Here is a 14,533-nt window from a genome sequence, read left to right on the forward strand (position 1 = left end):
GGCGCCGATCGAGCTTCTTGACCTCTGGAGCTTCGCGGTGACCCTGCCCCGCGCCGAACTCGCCCGCCTGTCCCAGCTGCTGGACCAGGCGCTGGACCTGCCCCGCGGCGAACGCGCCGCCTGGCTGGCCGGCCTGGGCGAAGCCGATGCCACGCTGCGCCCGCAGTTGGAGGCGATGCTGGCCGACGCCGAAGACGAGACCACCGGCGGCGCCGCCGCCGGCATCGGCCTGCTCGGCGTGCTCGATGCGATGCCCGGCCTGGCCGGCATGGCCGCCGAGGCGCGCCTGGCCGAGGCCGACCCCGGCCTGCGCCAGGTCGGCCCGTATTGCCTGCTGCGCCCGCTGGGCCACGGCGGCATGGGCACGGTGTGGCTGGCCGAGCGGGTCGACGGCGCGCTGCAGCGCGCGGTGGCGCTGAAGCTGCCGCACACCTCGTCGCTGCAGCAACCCAGCCTGGCCCACCGCTTCGAGCGCGAGCGCGACATCCTCGCGGCGCTCGAACACCCGCACATCGCGCGGCTGTACGACGCCGGCGCCACCGAGTCGGGCCAGCCCTACCTGGCGCTGGAATACGTCGAAGGCCAGCCGATCACCACCTACTGCGACGAGAAGCAGCTGCCGCTGCGCGCGCGGGTCGACCTGTTCCTGCAGGTGCTCGAAGCCATCCAGTACGCCCACGCGCGGCTGGTGGTGCACCGCGACCTGAAGCCGTCGAACATCTTCGTGACCCACGATGGGCAGGTCAGGCTGCTGGACTTCGGCATCGCCACCTTGCTGGACGAAGGCGACACGCCGCGCACCCACGCCGCCACCGAGTGGGCGCATGCACCGATGACGCCCGACTACGCCTCGCCCGAGCAGATCGCGCACCAGCCGATCGGCACCGCGTCCGATGTCTACTCGCTCGGCGTGGTGTTCTACGAGCTGGTCACCGGCCAGCGGCCTTACCGCCTGCCGCGCGACACCCGCGGCGCGCTCGAAGACGCGATCCTCGGCGTCGACCCCACCAAGCCCAGCCGCATGCCGACCACCGAGACCGCCGCCGCCCAGCGCGCGCTGCACCCGGCCGGCCTGCGGCGCCAGCTGCGCGGCGACCTCGACAACATCGCGCTGATGGCGCTGCGCAAGAACCCGGCCGAGCGCTACCCGTCGGCCGAGGCCTTCAAGCAAGACCTGAAGCGCTGGCTGCGCAACAAGCCGGTCCACGCCCACCCGGGCACCTGGTGGTACCGCATGCGCAAGTTCGTGCAGCGCCACAAGCTGCCGGTGGCGGCCACCGCGCTCGCCGGTGCCGGCATGCTGGCCGGGCTGACGGTGGCGGTGGACCAGGCCGCCATCGCCCGCCGTGAAAGCCAGCGCACGAAGGCCGTGCAAGCCTTTCTGGTCGGCCTGTTCAACGAGGCCGACCCGGCCCGCGCCCAGGGCCGCGAGCTCACGGTGCGCGACCTGCTGGCGCGCGGCGAGCGCGAGCTGCAGGCCAAGCTGGGGGCCGAGCCCGACCTCAACGCCGCGCTGAGCGGCGTGCTGATCGACATCTACGACAAGCTGGGCGACAACAAGCCGGCGCTGCCGCTGGCCGAAGCGCGGCGCGACCTGATGGTGCGCAGCCACGGCGAGGGCAGCCTCGAGCATGCGCGCGCGCTGGTCACGCTGGGCCAGGTGCACAAGCAGCTGGGCCACAAAGAAACGTCGATGACGCTTCTGAAGCAGGCGCGGTCGATGCTGCTGGCCCACGAGCCCGCCGACAGCGCCGACGTGCTGCAGGTGGACCTGGGCGTGGCCGACAACCTGCTCGACCTGAACCAGCACGAGCAGGGCCGCGCGCTGCTGCAAAGCCTGCTGCCGACCGTCGTCAAGGTGCACGGGCCCGACAGCTACGAAGAGGCGCTGACCCGCGTGCGCCTGGCCACATCGCTGGCCAGCACCGGCCACAAGGACGAAGCCACCAAGGCATTGCAGGCGATGGCCCCGCTGCTCGACAAGGACTGGGTGACCGAGGGCATGGGGGCCGCCGAGCTGCGCGCCGACGTGGGCTTCACGCAGTGGCAGATGCGCCTGTTCCCCGAAGCGATCAGGTCGCTGGAGAAGGCCGTCGCCGAAATCGACCGCCTGGCTGGCCGCTACAACATCCAGTCGATCCTGGCCAGCCGCACCCTCGGCATGGCCTACATGGACAGCGGCAACTACCTGCGGGCCGACGAGGTCTTCACCAGCAACATCGAGCGTTCGAAGAAGGTCTATGGCCCCGAGGACAGCGAGACCGCACTGAACCTGTCGTTCCGCGTGATGACGGCAAACCGCGTCGGCGACAGCGAAGGCGCCGAGGAGCAGGCGCGTGAATCGGTTCGACTGGCGCAGGCCCAAGGCTCGTCGCTGTCGGCGTCCGAAGTGCGCGGCTTCATCCGCCGCTACGGCTCGGCACTGATCATGAACAACAAGCCGGCCGAAGCGCTGCGCTGGTTCGACCAGCTGTCGGCGCAGGAGCTCGCCGCCGGCCAGAAGGACACCCGCCACGCGGCCACGCTGATGCTGCGCGCCGGTGCATTGAATGCGCTGGGCCGTGGCCAGGAGGCTGCCGCAGCGGGCGAGGAATCGATCACCGCCTGGCGCGAATCCGGCGCCTCGCTGGGCTCGACCGGCCAGGTGGGCCTGGCGCGCGCGCAGCTGAACACCGCACTGGGCTGGCTGACGGCGGGCGAGCCGGCCAAGGCGGGGCCGCTGATCGACAGCGCCGAAAAGCTGCTGCGCGAGCACCACACCGCCCCGCATCCCGAGCAGCAGCTCGCCTCGCTCGCGCGCGCGCAGTGGCTGCGCGCCACGGGGCATCCGGCCGACGCCGATGCGCTCGAACGCCAGGCGCGTGCCCGCTACCGAGAGCTCGCCGGCGCCGACGCCCCGCTGCCGCTGCGCGTCGTTCTCTGACGGCGGCGTGCCGACTGGCGTGCGGGCGCCACACACCGCCCGCACCTGTTGCAAGCCTGCATTGCCCGCCGCGCCGGGGGCCCACAGAATGCCGGCCCCATGCGACACACCACCCTCCATCCCCTGCTCGCCGGATCCGCCGCGCTCGCGCTGACCCTGGCTCTCCCATCCACCAGCCACGCCAACGATGGCCGCAACCGCTATGAGAGCGGCGTCCCTGCCGAGCTGGTGCACCTGCATGCGCCGGTGTCGGCCCAGGCCGGCTTTCGCGTGCTCGCCAGTGACATGCCCGGCGGCGCCGATGGTGACCCGCGTTTTCGCTGGGCCACTCGCCCCGCCGTGGCGTTGACACGGTTGGCCGCGCGCCGCACGGTCGAGGCGCTGGGCACCAGCCCGTACCCGCTCGCGATCTTCGACCTGACCTCCGAGAACGCCGACACGCCGATCGAATTCGGGCCCGAGGGGCCGCGCGGCAGGCACCCCGGCGGCTCGCACGACGGCGGCTACAACCTCGACCTGGGCTACTACCTGACAAGCGAGCAAGGCCGCGTCGAGACGCCCGACCCTGCCGCCTGCACCGACCACTTCCGCCCCGGCACGCCAGCGGGCGCCACGCCGGTCGAAGACGACATCTGCCACGGCCCCGCGGACCGGCTGGACACCGACCGCCAGGCGCTGTTCATGCTCGAACTCGTGCGCAGGCACAGCGAGCGCTTCGACGGTGAGTTGCTCGAAGCGATCGGCATCGACGCCCAGGTGCGGCTCAAGGTGCTGGCGCGCGCCAACGAATGGGCGCGTGCCAAGCGCTTCGGTGTGACCGCGGCGCGCGTGGCCGAGATGGAGCGATTGTTCGCCTCCAGCCCCTACGAGGGCTGGGCCCATTCGCACCACCACCACATCCACGTACGCCTGCTGCCGATGGACCCGGGCGGCCGGCACTCTGCGCACCTGACCGCGCTGGTGCAAGAGGACCGGGCGCTCGAAGCGCGCCTGCTGGCGCAGCCGGGTGCCGAGCCGGGCGCGGCGGCCGATGGTTGCACGCTGGTGACCGAGTTGGCGTCCCAGGCCCTGGCGAGATCGCTGGACCTGCAGATCGTCGGCACCGAGCCGCGCTGCCTGCTGGCCGGTGCGGGCCAGCCCAAGCCCGCGGGCGCCGCGCTGAAGGGCCTGCGCTTTCGCGTCAACGGCGGCGACTGGGCCGCGCCGGAAGACCCGCTGGCGCCGATGCACCACGTGGTGGACGCGCCGGCGAGCCCGACCTTCTCGACCCTGGTCGCCGAAGCCGAGCTGACCTTTGCCGACGGCCACCAGCGCATCCTCAAGCGCACCGTCGCACTGCCGGCGCAACCGGCATGGCTGCGCGTGCGGGTCGATGCCTCGCACTTCGTCGGCCATGCGCGCACCGAGGGCAGCCAGATGCTGCTGTCGCTCGAGCACCCGCCGGTCGACGCGGTGCTGGTCGATCACATCGACTTCCTCGTCCGCCGCCAAGGTGCGGCAGCACCCGAGCGCGTGAAGGCCGACCCGAAGCAAGCCTCGGTGCCGGTGTCGGTGCAGGACGCGGCCACGGTCGAATCGGTCGAAGCGGAAGTGGGGCTGTCGCGGCGGGTGCGCCTGCGCGTGCCGGTCTTCGTACGCTGAGCGGGCGGGGCCTGCGGGGGCGGGGCTGAGCTGGGGTCTGGGCGGCGAGGGGTGGCCAGCCCCCCCCAAACGAGGGGCCTAACCGTAGGGGGTTCGGCGTGTCCGGTGGCGACGTGGCGTCACGAATTGTTAGGTAGGGCCGCACGAAACAACGCATCGGCTCCCACCCTCAACCCCCGCAGTTCAATCAAGACATCTGGAGAGACACATGAAGACCCGCTTCAACCAGCCCCGCCCGACCCTGCTGCTGGCCGCCCTGGCCGCTGCCGCCGGCCTGATGGCACAAGGCATCGCCCGCGCCCAGGATGCCGACGAGATGGCCCTCGACGACCAGTCGATGGTGCAACCCGAATCGCTGGACACCAGCGCGCTGACCGATGACCACTCGGTCAACACCCCGACCGGCTGGTGGACGTACACCGGCGTCACCGCCGACCAGATCGGCACCTACATCAACCAGAACAATGCCCGCCTGACGGACATCGAGGTCTACTCGGTCACCAGCGGCGTGCCGCGCTTCTCGGTGCGCATGGTGGCCAACAGCGGCGCCTACGCGGTGCCGGGCTGGTGGTGGTACTACGGCCTGACGGCAGCGCAGGTCACGTCCTACGTCAACGCCAACAACGGCCGCCTGATCGAGGTCGAGCCGTACGACATCGGCGGCGGCGTGATCCGTTTCGCCGTGGTGATGGTGTCCAACACCGCCGGTGCGGCGCGCGCCTGGAGCTACCTGATGGGGGTCAGCTCGGCGCAGATCACCGACCACATCAACAGCTCCGGCCACCGGATGATCGACATCGACAGCTACACCGAAGGTGGCGTCAAGAAGTACACCGCGGCCTTCGTCGCCAACACCGGCACCGATGCGAAGAGCTGGCAATGGTGGATCAACCAGACCCCGGCCTCGATCGCCAGCAAGGTCGCCTCGTTCAAGGGCCGCATCGTCAAGCTCGAGCGCCAGTCGAACGGCACCTACAACTTCATCCAGGTCAAGAACACCGGCAGCGACGCCTCGGCCTGGTGGTACCAGTACGGCTTCGGCTCGATGGCCGACCTGAACAACTACGGCCTGCAAGTCGCCTCGCGTCCGATCGACATCACGACCTATGTCGACGGCAACGGTGCGCGCCGCTACGACGCGGTCTTCATCGACAACGCCAACGCCTCGACCCGCCGCATGCGTGACCTGCTGGGCAAGACCTTCCTGGACGGCAGCGGCAACCCGACCAAGGGCATCTTCGAGTCGTACCTGAAGCAGGTCAACGGCTCGGTCAAGGTCGACCTGAACGGTGGCCGCCGCGCCGAAACCGCCAGCTCGCTGAAGTCGCTGCACCTGCTGCACTCGATGAAGCAGGTCCAGCTGGGCCTGGACACGCTGCCCTCGGCCTTCACGTACTACGAGTACGACATGAACGCCGGCAAGGACGCCTGCCCGGATCCGTCCAAGGAAACGGCCGCCAACAAGCGCACCAACTACAACTTCGAAACCGGCCTGGACGAGATGATGCGCATCTCCGACAACCGCACGACGCGCGGCACCGTGCTGCGCTACGGCGGCACCTTCACGCCGTTCAACAGCACGGCCACCGCCTCGGGCCTGACCGGCACGACGCTGCGCCACAACATCGGCTGCGCCTACTGGAACTTCACGACCGGCAAGTACGACCCGACGAACCGCCGCAACGACACCACCGCCGCCGACCTGGCCCACATCTACGAAGGCGTGTGGAACTCGACGCTGCTGAACAACACGAACTCGGCGCGCAGCGAGTTCCTCGAGTCGGCCAACCCCGGCACCGGCGCCAGCGCCGCGCTGCAGGCCATCATCAACGACGAAGCCGCCAAGCAGGGCAAGTCGGCGGTCGCCGCGCAGTTCGGCTCGCTGATCAAGACCTGGGGCAAGGGCGGCAGCTACGGCACCTGCCTGCCGGACGCCAACGGCGCCTGCGGCCAGAAGGTGATCATCCGCTCGGGCACCGGCATCATCGAGCTGCCGGTCAAGAGCCGCACCGGTGCCACCACCTACCGTGACTTCGTCTTCGGCCGCCTGATCTCGGACACCCCGGTGCCGTGCTGGGAAGACTACGACACCCCGGGCACCAACTGCCAGGCCGACGTGGACTTCACCAACGCCTACAACACCGGCGCCAACGAGCTGTACCGCGACGAGATCCGCGACGCGCTGAAGACCTGGTAATTCGACAACGACAGTTTCTCGCTCCTCCCAACCGATTGCGCCCGGCCCTGCCGGGCGCTTTTTTTCGTCTTGGCGCTGCCAGCTTGTACACCGTACAATGAATTCATGAACGATGGCCAACCATGCCATCCGGGAGAGCGCCATGGACCTTGCCGACCGCCTGGGCGCGCTGCGCAGCGCCTTCGTTGCCCGCCACCCGGCCAGTGCCGCCCAGTACGAAACCGCCTGCGCCCACCTGCCCGGCGGCAACACCCGCTCGGTGCTGTACTACGAGCCTTTCCCGCTGGCCATCGTCAGGGGCCAAGGTGCCCGGCTGTGGGACGCCGACGGCCACGAATACACCGACCTGCTGGGTGAATTCACCGCCGGCATCTACGGCCACTCCAACCCGGTGATCCGCGCCGCCATCGACGCCGCGCTGGACCAGGGCATCAACCTGTCGGGCCACAACCTGCTCGAGAGCCGGCTTGCCGGGCTGGTCAGCGCGCGCATCACGTCGATGCAGCGGCTGCGCTTCACCAACTCGGGCACCGAGGCCAACCTGATGGCGCTGGCCGCCGCGATCGCCTTCACCGGCCGGCGCAAGGTGCTGGTCTTCAAGGGCGGCTACCACGGCGGCGTACTCAGCTTTGCCAACGGTGGTGGCTCACCGATCAACGTGCCGCACGAGTTCATCGTCAGCCGCTACAACGACCTGGCCCACGCCCGCGCGCTGATCGACGACAACGCCGCCCACCTGGCCGCCATCCTGGTCGAGCCGATGCAGGGCGCCAGCGGCTGCATTCCCGGCGAGCCCGATTTCCTGCGCGGCCTGCGCGACGCGGCCCACACCGTGGGTGCGATGCTGATCTTCGACGAGGTGATGTCTTCGCGCCTGTCGCCGGGCGGGCGGCAACAGCTGTTGGGCATCACGCCCGACCTGACCACGGTGGGCAAGTACATCGGCGGCGGCATGTCGTTCGGCGCCTTCGGCGGCCGGGCCGACGTGATGGCGCTGTTCGACCCACGCCGCCCCGGCCACCTGCCGCACGCTGGCACCTTCAACAACAACGTGCTGTCGATGTCGGCCGGCATCGCGGGGCTGAGCCAGCTCTACACCCCCGAGGCCGCCGTGGCGCTGAACCAGCGCGGCGACGCGTTGCGCGAGCGCCTGAACGCGCTGTGCCGCGCGCACGGCGCCGAGCTGCAGTTCACCGGCCTGGGCTCGCTGATGAACGTGCACGCCACGGCCCGGCCCATCCGCAACGTCGAAGACCTGCCGACCGATGGCCAGCCGCTGCGCGACGCCTTCTTCTTCCACCTGCTGGAGCAAGGCTTCTACACCGCGCGGCGCGGCTTCATCAGCCTGTCGCTGCCGTTGACCGACGCTGACCTGGACCGCTTCGTTCAAGTGGTCGAGCGCTTCGTCGTCGCCTGAACGAAATGGCTGGTCTCGCCGCGGCGGCCAAACGGCCGGTGAAGAAGCCTGTTGTCGCCGCGAAGGAGCCGGCCGCGCCGGCGCTGAGTGGCGAGCGCATCGTCGAGGCGGCGCTGGCGCAGATCACCGAGCGTGGGGTCGAGCGCTTCAGCCTGCGCGATGTGGCGCGCGTGCTCGGCGTCTACCCCACGGCGGTGTACTGGTACTTTCGCAGCCGCAACGAGCTGCTGGCGGCCGTCTGTGCCCATGCGCAGCGCGACATCGTGCCGCCGCCGCGCCAAGGCGACTGGCAGGCCTGGCTGCGCGAGCTGTTCCGGCGCTACCGCCGCGCGATGCTGCACCAGCCGCACCTGGCGCAGCTGGTGGGCGCGCAGATGTTGTCCAACGCCAGCCTCGACCTGACGCTGGTCGACAGCATCCTGCACATGCTGCAGCAGGCCGGTTGCCCCGACGATCACATCGTCGACCTGTACAACGCGGTGGTCGCGGGGCTGTGCGGCTTTGCCACGCTCGAGCTGGCGCCACTGCCCGCCGAAGACCCCGACGGCTGGGCCGCCGACCTGCAGCGGCGTGTGCGCCAGATCCCGGCGATCGAGCACCCGGTGCTGGCCCGCCACCTGCCGCGCATGGCCGACCACGCGTTCATCCTGCGCTGGACGCCGGGCCAGCAGCGGCCGCTGGACAGCGGCTTCGAGGCCTATGTCGAGGTCTTCGTGGCCGGCTTGGCGGCGCGCATCGCCCAGGCCCGCACCTGACGAGCGAGCTTGACGCCATCTCTTGTGGTGGCCTCGGCGCAGGCCTATGATGGTTTGGCAGACCGCCCGATGCCGGACCGGTCGGTTCGAGGGATACGAGAAGGCGATGAGCCCCAAGGCGCGCCCGGCACATCGAACCGGAGTTGTCATGATGTTCAAACACATCCTGCTGCCCACCGACGGTTCCCGGTTGTCCGAGATCGCCATCTTCAACGGCATTGAACTGGCGCGCCAGCATGGCGCGCGCGTCACCGGCCTGCACGCCATGCCGGAGTTCCACCTGCTCAGCTACCGCGCCGCCGCGATCGACGAGACGCGCGACCACTTCGCCCAGGACGCGCAGGACCACGCCCAGCGCTACCTGGACTTCGTGCGCCGCACGGCCGAAGAGGCCCGCGTCGAGTGCGCCACCGTCTCGGAGTTGAGCGACCACCCGCACGACGCGATCTGCAAGGCCGCTCGCCGCCTGGGCTGCGACCTGATCCTGATGGCTTCGCACGGCAAGCGGGGGCTGATCAGCGCGTTGCTCGGCAGTGAGACCCAGCGGGTGCTGGCGCACAGTGAGGTGCCGGTGCTGGTCTGGCGCGCGCCGCCGGCGAGTCCGTAGCAGCCGCTGTTGTCGCGGCGCAGCACGACCCGGCTACCGGGTGGTGGTGACTTGTTTGTGCGGTGCACAATCAAGCCTCATCCCTCGGAGCCTGCCATGCGTCGTGTCGTGTTCAACCAAAAAGGTGGTGTCGGCAAGTCGACGATCACCTGCAACCTGGCTGCCATCGGTGCGGCCGCCGGCCAGCGCACGCTGGTGGTCGACCTCGACCCGCAGGGCAACTCGACCCGCTACCTGCTCGGCGCCGACACCGACGCGCTCGAAGGCGGCGTGGCCGATTTCTTCGACCAAACGCTGAAGTTCAGCGTACGCGCCAAGACCACCGACGACTACATCGTCGAGACGCCGTTCGACAACCTGCACCTGCTGCCCTCGCAGCCCGAGCTCGAAGAGCTGCACTCCAAGCTCGAATCGCGCTACAAGATCTACAAGCTGCGTGACGCGCTGGCCGCGCTGGACGACCAGTACGACGCGATCTGGATCGACACGCCGCCAGCGCTGAACTTCTACACCCGCTCGGCGCTGATCGCCGCCGAGGGCTGCCTGATCCCGTTCGACTGCGACGATTTCTCGCGCCGCGCGCTGTACGCGCTGATGGACAACGTGCAGGAGATCCAGGCCGACCACAACCCGGCGCTGAAGGTCGAGGGCATCGTCGTCAACCAGTTCCAGCCGCGCGCCAACCTGCCGCAGCGCACCGTGCAAGAGCTGGTCGACGAAGGGCTGCCGGTGCTGCAGCCCTACCTCGGCGCGAGCGTGAAGGTGAAAGAGTCGCACGAACGCGCGCTGCCGATGATCCACCTCGACGCGCGCCACAAGCTGACGCAGGAGTTCGTGGCCCTGCACGCGGCGCTGAACTCGGCGCCTGCCCCGAAGAAGCGCCGCGGCTGACGCCTTCTTTCAGCGGCGGTCGCGCCACCCCACCCAGCCCCAGCCTGCCAGCGCCAGCACCAGCAGCGTCACCGCGCCCCCGGTCGCCTGCGGCAGGCCCCAGCCCATCAGGCCTGCGCCACCGGCCACGACGCCCAGCATGCCGGCCAGGCCCATCAGCGGGCCCCAGCCGCGCGGCCGACCACCCGGCGCCCAGGCCAGCGCCAGCCCACTCAAGCCGCCGACGAAGGTGCCCATGTGGAACAGCGCGTCGAACAGGGCGCGGGCGCCGGCGTAGGCCGCGGCGGCGTCGGGGCCGCCCAGCGCCAGCGGCGGCAAGACCTGGCCGACCAGCGTATCGACGACCAGGAACACCAGCCCGACGATCGCCAGCGCGTACCAGCCCGCCGCGGTCTGGGCGGGTTGCCCGCGCCGCTGCGCCAGCATCAAACCGGCCACCGCCAGCACCACGTCGCCCGGCATGCCGGCCCAGCTGGCCAGCAGCATCCAGCCGGCCGCGGCGGGGGTGGCGGCGCGCGCGGCGTCGAAGCTCGCCGCACCGGCCGGCATCGCCGCCAGCGGGCCGGCCAATGCGTAGCCGACGCAGGTGACCAGCACCATCAGGGCGCCGATCAGCAGCAACAGGTAGGCGGCGTGGCCGGCTGTGGCGGCGGGGGCTTCAGCCACCCGGTGCGCCGAGAGCGCGGTGTTCAACGTCAGGCGGGCTGAGTCCATGTTTCGGCCTCCGGTTGGTGGATGGTGCGCAGCTCGATCCGCCTCGGCCGGATCACCACCACGCTGTACAGCGGGCTGTCGACGCTGCTGACGTGGGCCTTCAGGCCGTCGAACCAGAAGGCCTCGCGCTCTTCGGCGCTGGTCGACACCTCGGCCTCGCCGTCGATCTGCAGCCAGCGTTCGCTGCGCGGGTCCGTTGCGCCCAGCGTGGCGTGCACGCTGGGCTGGGCCGCGATGTGGCCGACCTTGCGCGAGTTGAGGTGGGTGGCGAATCGCAGGGTCAAGGTCTCGTCGAGCCGGCCCACGACGGGCCGCACCCAGGGCAGGCCGCGCTCATCGAGCGTGGCGATGTGGATCAGCTGCAGCCGCTGGCCCAGCTCGAAGATGCGTTGTTCCAGATCGGTCATCGTTGAAGCCCTTGGTGAACAGAGCGGGTAAGGATCAGGTTAAGTTAACGTCGATAACATACGGTCAAATGTTATGGTTGTCAACATGAGCCGCCGACAGCCGCCCTCGCCCCCGATCACCAAAACGACGAAGCCGGCCCGACCAGCCACTCCCGCTCGAAAGGCGGCCGCGAAAACAATCCCCGACAAGCCGGCCTACCACCACGGCGACCTGGCACGTGCCTTGGTGCGCTCGGCCACCGCGTTGATTCAGCAAGGTGGGCCCGGCGCCCTGACCTTGCGCGAAGCGGCGCGCCTGGCCGGCGTCAGCGTGGCGGCGCCCTACCGCCACTTCGCCGACCGCGAGGCCTTGCTCGCGGCCGTGCTGGCCGAAGGCTTCGACGGCCTGGCCGAGCACACCGACCGCGCGCGGCGCCAGGCACCCGATGCATTGGCCGCCCTGCGTGCGGTGGGCCTGGCTTATGTCGAGTTCGCCGTCGCCAACCCGTCGGTCTACCGGCTGATGTTCGGGCCCGAGTGCGACAAGCAGGCGCACCCCGGCCTGATGGCGTCGGGCCAGCGGGCGTATGGCGTGCTGGTGCAGGCCGTGCGCGACGCACAGGCCGCGGGCGCCGTCCAGCCGGGCCCGCCCGAAGTGGTGGCGCTGGCGGGCTGGTCGATCTGCCACGGCCTTGCATCACTGCACGCCGACGGCCTGCTCGAAGGCCGCCTGCCGTTGACGGTGGCCCAGGCCGCCCAGCATCTGGTGGATATGCTGTTGGCCGGCGCGGCGCTGCCGCCACCCAAGGCAGCGGCCCGGCGCCGCTGACGCTGTTCAACCTCGCTCGGAGAACCCATGCGCATCGAGATCGCCCCTGGCGTGCGCCTGTTTGTCGACATCGACGGCTTCGGCCTGGTGCCCGATGGCCCGGCCATGCGCGACAAGCCCACGCTGGTGCTGCTGCACGGCGGCCCCGGTTTCGACCACACCGGCTTCAAGCCGGCGTTCTCGCAGCTGGCCGACATCGCGCAGATCGTCACCTACGACCACCGCGGCCACGGCCGCAGCGACCCGCGCCCGGTCGACGAGTGGACGCTGGACACCTGGGCCGACGACGTGGTGCGGCTGTGCGACGCGTTGGGCATCGACCAGCCGATCGTGCTCGGCCAGTCGTTCGGCGGCTTCGTCGCCCAGCGCTACCTGGCGCGTCACCCGGGCCACCCGGCCAAGGTGGTGCTGTCGTCGACCTCGCCGGCCTTCAACCTGGCGCGCAAGCTGCCGGTGTTCGAGCGCCTGGGCGGGCCGGCGGCGCGCGAGTTGGCCGAGACCTTCTGGCGCCACCCCACCGAAGCCAACACCGAGCAGTACCTGCGCGAGTTGCACCCGCTGTACAACACCCGCCCACCCGCCAGCGCAGACGGCCGGCAGAGGGCGCGCTACCGCCTGGACATCCTGCGCCACTTCATCGTCCACGAAATGCACGGCATGGACCTGGCCCCCGGCCTGGCCGCCGCGCGCTGCCCGGTGCTGGTGATGGCCGGCGCGCACGACCCCGTGTGCCCACCGGCCGACAGCGCCGACATCGCCGCCGCGCTGCCCACCGGCCTGGCCGAGCTGCAGGTCTACCCCGACAGCGGCCACGGCGCCTGGCGCGACGAGCCCGAGGCCGCGTTCGCGGCGCTGCGGCGCTTCATCCTCGCGTGACGGCAGTTTCGCGGCGCATCGCGATCGTCGGCCTGGGCACCGCCGGCCAGGCGGCGGCGATCGCGCTCGGCCGCCAGGCGCCCGACGCCGAGATCACCGTCTTCGAGCAGGCCGGCAACCCCGGCCCGGCCGGCGCCGGCTTTCTGCTGCAACCGACCGGGCAGGCGGTGCTCGCACGCTGGGGCCTGTTGGCCGAGGCGCAGGCGCTGGGCGCGCGGGTCGAATGCCTGCGCGGCCACAACCAGCACGGCCGCCTGGTGATGGACATGCGCTACGACCACGGCGCACCGCACCTGCAAGGCCTGGGGTTGCAGCGCGGCGCGCTGTTCGAGCTGCTGCAGCGCCACCAGCCCGCCCGGCTGACGCTGCGCGCCGGCTGCACCGTGACCCGGCTCGACAGCCAGACCGGCGAACTGCACGGGCAGGCCGGGCGCCGCTGGGGCCCGTTCGACCTCGTCGTCGTCGCCGACGGCTCACGCTCGGCGCTGCGCGAGCGGCAGTTCGGCGCCGCCTGCGCGCGGCCCTACCGCTGGGGCGCCTGGTGGTGCCTGGTGCCGGCCGAAGGCTGGTCGGCGCAGAACGAGCTGAACCAGCGCTACCGGCTGGCGCGCCAGATGGCCGGGCTGCTGCCGGTGGGCCGGCACCGCGCCGATCAACCCGACAAGCTGTGCCTGTACTGGAGCATGCCGGCCGACCAGCCGCCGCCGCCCGGGGCCGATTCACACAGCGTTGCGCAGGCGCTGGCGCCGCTGTGGCCCGAGGCCGCGGCCCAGCTGCGCGCGCACCCGCCCAGCCCGCTGGCCCACGCCACCTACCGCGCGGTGAACCTGCCGCGCTGGCACGATGGCCGCGCCGTGTGGATCGGCGACGCCGCACACGGCATGAGCCCGCAGCTCGGCCAGGGCGTCAACATGGCGCTGCTGGACGCGATGCAGCTGGCCGACAGCCTGGGCCCGACGCTGGCGCTCGACCGGCTGCCCCACTTCGAGGCCACCCGGCGGCGCCATGTGCGCTGGTACCGCTGGGCCAGCCATGGACTGACCCCGTTGTTCCAGTCGAATGCCGACCTGCTGGCGCGGCTGCGCGACTTGGTGTTCACGCCGGCCAGCCGCACGCCCGGTGTCCAGAGCCTGTCGCGCCGCCTGCTCAGCGGCACGCTGGGCCTGCCCGCCGGGACCTTCGACACTGGTGCACTGCAACAAATTGATTCAGCTTGAGGGTTGGCATCTTCAATGCTTGTCACGGCATTGGCGATACTCTGCCGCTTTGCCCGTCACCTCTCATCGACCCCTATTTT

The 14,533-nt window shown here is 70.6% G+C and carries 12 protein-coding genes; 10 read left to right on the forward strand and 2 right to left on the reverse strand.

Annotated elements, in window-relative coordinates:
• Nucleotides 1–37 precede the first annotated feature (37 nt).
• The 7 genes from ACE3SG_RS21855 (at nucleotide 38) to ACE3SG_RS21885 (ending at nucleotide 10,431) form a co-directional block, all read left to right on the forward strand.
• Nucleotides 38–2,923, forward strand: a complete 2,886-nt coding sequence (locus ACE3SG_RS21855; protein WP_374568336.1) for a protein kinase — start codon at nucleotides 38–40, stop codon at nucleotides 2,921–2,923.
• Between the two features lie 99 nt (nucleotides 2,924–3,022).
• On the forward strand, nucleotides 3,023–4,564 hold the full coding sequence (locus tag ACE3SG_RS21860; RefSeq protein WP_374568337.1) for a hypothetical protein: 1,542 nt from the start codon (nucleotides 3,023–3,025) through the stop codon (nucleotides 4,562–4,564).
• Nucleotides 4,565–4,772: 208 nt separating this feature from the next.
• Nucleotides 4,773–6,761, forward strand: a complete 1,989-nt coding sequence (locus tag ACE3SG_RS21865) for a serine hydrolase (RefSeq protein WP_374568338.1) — start codon at nucleotides 4,773–4,775, stop codon at nucleotides 6,759–6,761.
• A 142-nt stretch (nucleotides 6,762–6,903) separates the two neighbouring features.
• A complete protein-coding gene (locus ACE3SG_RS21870; RefSeq protein ID WP_374568339.1) occupies nucleotides 6,904–8,178 on the forward strand; it encodes an aspartate aminotransferase family protein in 1,275 nt (424 codons plus the stop codon).
• A gap of 38 nt (nucleotides 8,179–8,216) precedes the next feature.
• Entirely contained in the window at nucleotides 8,217–8,933 is a 717-nt protein-coding gene (locus ACE3SG_RS21875) for a TetR/AcrR family transcriptional regulator (RefSeq protein WP_374568340.1), read from the forward strand.
• A 148-nt stretch (nucleotides 8,934–9,081) separates the two neighbouring features.
• Nucleotides 9,082–9,540, forward strand: coding sequence for a universal stress protein (locus ACE3SG_RS21880; RefSeq protein WP_374568341.1), 459 nt, complete (start codon nucleotides 9,082–9,084; stop codon nucleotides 9,538–9,540).
• A 96-nt stretch (nucleotides 9,541–9,636) separates the two neighbouring features.
• Nucleotides 9,637–10,431, forward strand: a complete 795-nt coding sequence (locus ACE3SG_RS21885) for a ParA family protein (RefSeq protein ID WP_374568342.1) — start codon at nucleotides 9,637–9,639, stop codon at nucleotides 10,429–10,431.
• A gap of 9 nt (nucleotides 10,432–10,440) precedes the next feature.
• Here the strand turns inward: ACE3SG_RS21885 and ACE3SG_RS21890 are convergent, their stop codons facing one another.
• Nucleotides 10,441–11,145 carry a hypothetical protein gene (locus ACE3SG_RS21890; RefSeq protein ID WP_374568343.1) on the reverse strand — a complete coding sequence of 235 codons (705 nt, stop codon included), beginning with the start codon at nucleotides 11,143–11,145 and terminating at the stop codon, nucleotides 10,441–10,443.
• Nucleotides 11,127–11,552, reverse strand: a complete 426-nt coding sequence (locus ACE3SG_RS21895) for a pyridoxamine 5'-phosphate oxidase family protein (RefSeq protein ID WP_374568344.1) — start codon at nucleotides 11,550–11,552, stop codon at nucleotides 11,127–11,129. Before ACE3SG_RS21895 ends, ACE3SG_RS21890 begins: the two co-directional genes overlap by 19 nt.
• Nucleotides 11,553–11,778: 226 nt before the next feature.
• On the opposite strand from ACE3SG_RS21895, the gene ACE3SG_RS21900 reads away from it, so the two are divergent.
• From ACE3SG_RS21900 to ACE3SG_RS21910, 3 genes are read left to right on the forward strand one after another with little or no spacing between them, the layout of a single operon-like run.
• The gene (locus ACE3SG_RS21900; protein ID WP_374568345.1) at nucleotides 11,779–12,360 is read left to right on the forward strand and encodes a TetR/AcrR family transcriptional regulator; all 582 of its coding nucleotides are present in this window, start codon (nucleotides 11,779–11,781) and stop codon (nucleotides 12,358–12,360) included.
• Between the two features lie 27 nt (nucleotides 12,361–12,387).
• Nucleotides 12,388–13,236: an alpha/beta fold hydrolase gene (locus tag ACE3SG_RS21905; protein ID WP_374568346.1), complete on the forward strand. Its 849-nt coding sequence runs from the start codon at nucleotides 12,388–12,390 to the stop codon at nucleotides 13,234–13,236.
• Entirely contained in the window at nucleotides 13,233–14,453 is a 1,221-nt protein-coding gene (locus tag ACE3SG_RS21910) for an FAD-dependent oxidoreductase (protein ID WP_374568347.1), read from the forward strand. The genes ACE3SG_RS21905 and ACE3SG_RS21910 overlap by 4 nt, the downstream gene beginning before the upstream one ends.
• Nucleotides 14,454–14,533 lie beyond the last annotated feature (80 nt).

The organism is Ideonella sp. (assembly GCF_041914305.1).
In the GTDB taxonomy this organism is placed as follows: Bacteria; Pseudomonadota; Gammaproteobacteria; order Burkholderiales; family Burkholderiaceae_C; genus Ideonella.

What these genes read in the sequence shown, in the direction of transcription:
- ACE3SG_RS21870 (WP_374568339.1), top strand. Translation starts at nt 6,904, where the DNA reads ATGGACCTTGCCGACCGCCTGGGCGCGCTGCGCAGCGCCTTCGTTGCC.
- ACE3SG_RS21860 (WP_374568337.1), top strand. Translation starts at nt 3,023, where the DNA reads ATGCGACACACCACCCTCCATCCCCTGCTCGCCGGATCCGCCGCGCTC.
- ACE3SG_RS21885 (WP_374568342.1), top strand. Translation starts at nt 9,637, where the DNA reads ATGCGTCGTGTCGTGTTCAACCAAAAAGGTGGTGTCGGCAAGTCGACG.
- ACE3SG_RS21905 (WP_374568346.1), top strand. Translation starts at nt 12,388, where the DNA reads ATGCGCATCGAGATCGCCCCTGGCGTGCGCCTGTTTGTCGACATCGAC.
- ACE3SG_RS21880 (WP_374568341.1), top strand. Translation starts at nt 9,082, where the DNA reads ATGATGTTCAAACACATCCTGCTGCCCACCGACGGTTCCCGGTTGTCC.
- ACE3SG_RS21890 (WP_374568343.1), bottom strand. Translation starts at nt 11,145, where the DNA reads ATGGACTCAGCCCGCCTGACGTTGAACACCGCGCTCTCGGCGCACCGG.
- ACE3SG_RS21865 (WP_374568338.1), top strand. Translation starts at nt 4,773, where the DNA reads ATGAAGACCCGCTTCAACCAGCCCCGCCCGACCCTGCTGCTGGCCGCC.
- ACE3SG_RS21895 (WP_374568344.1), bottom strand. Translation starts at nt 11,552, where the DNA reads ATGACCGATCTGGAACAACGCATCTTCGAGCTGGGCCAGCGGCTGCAG.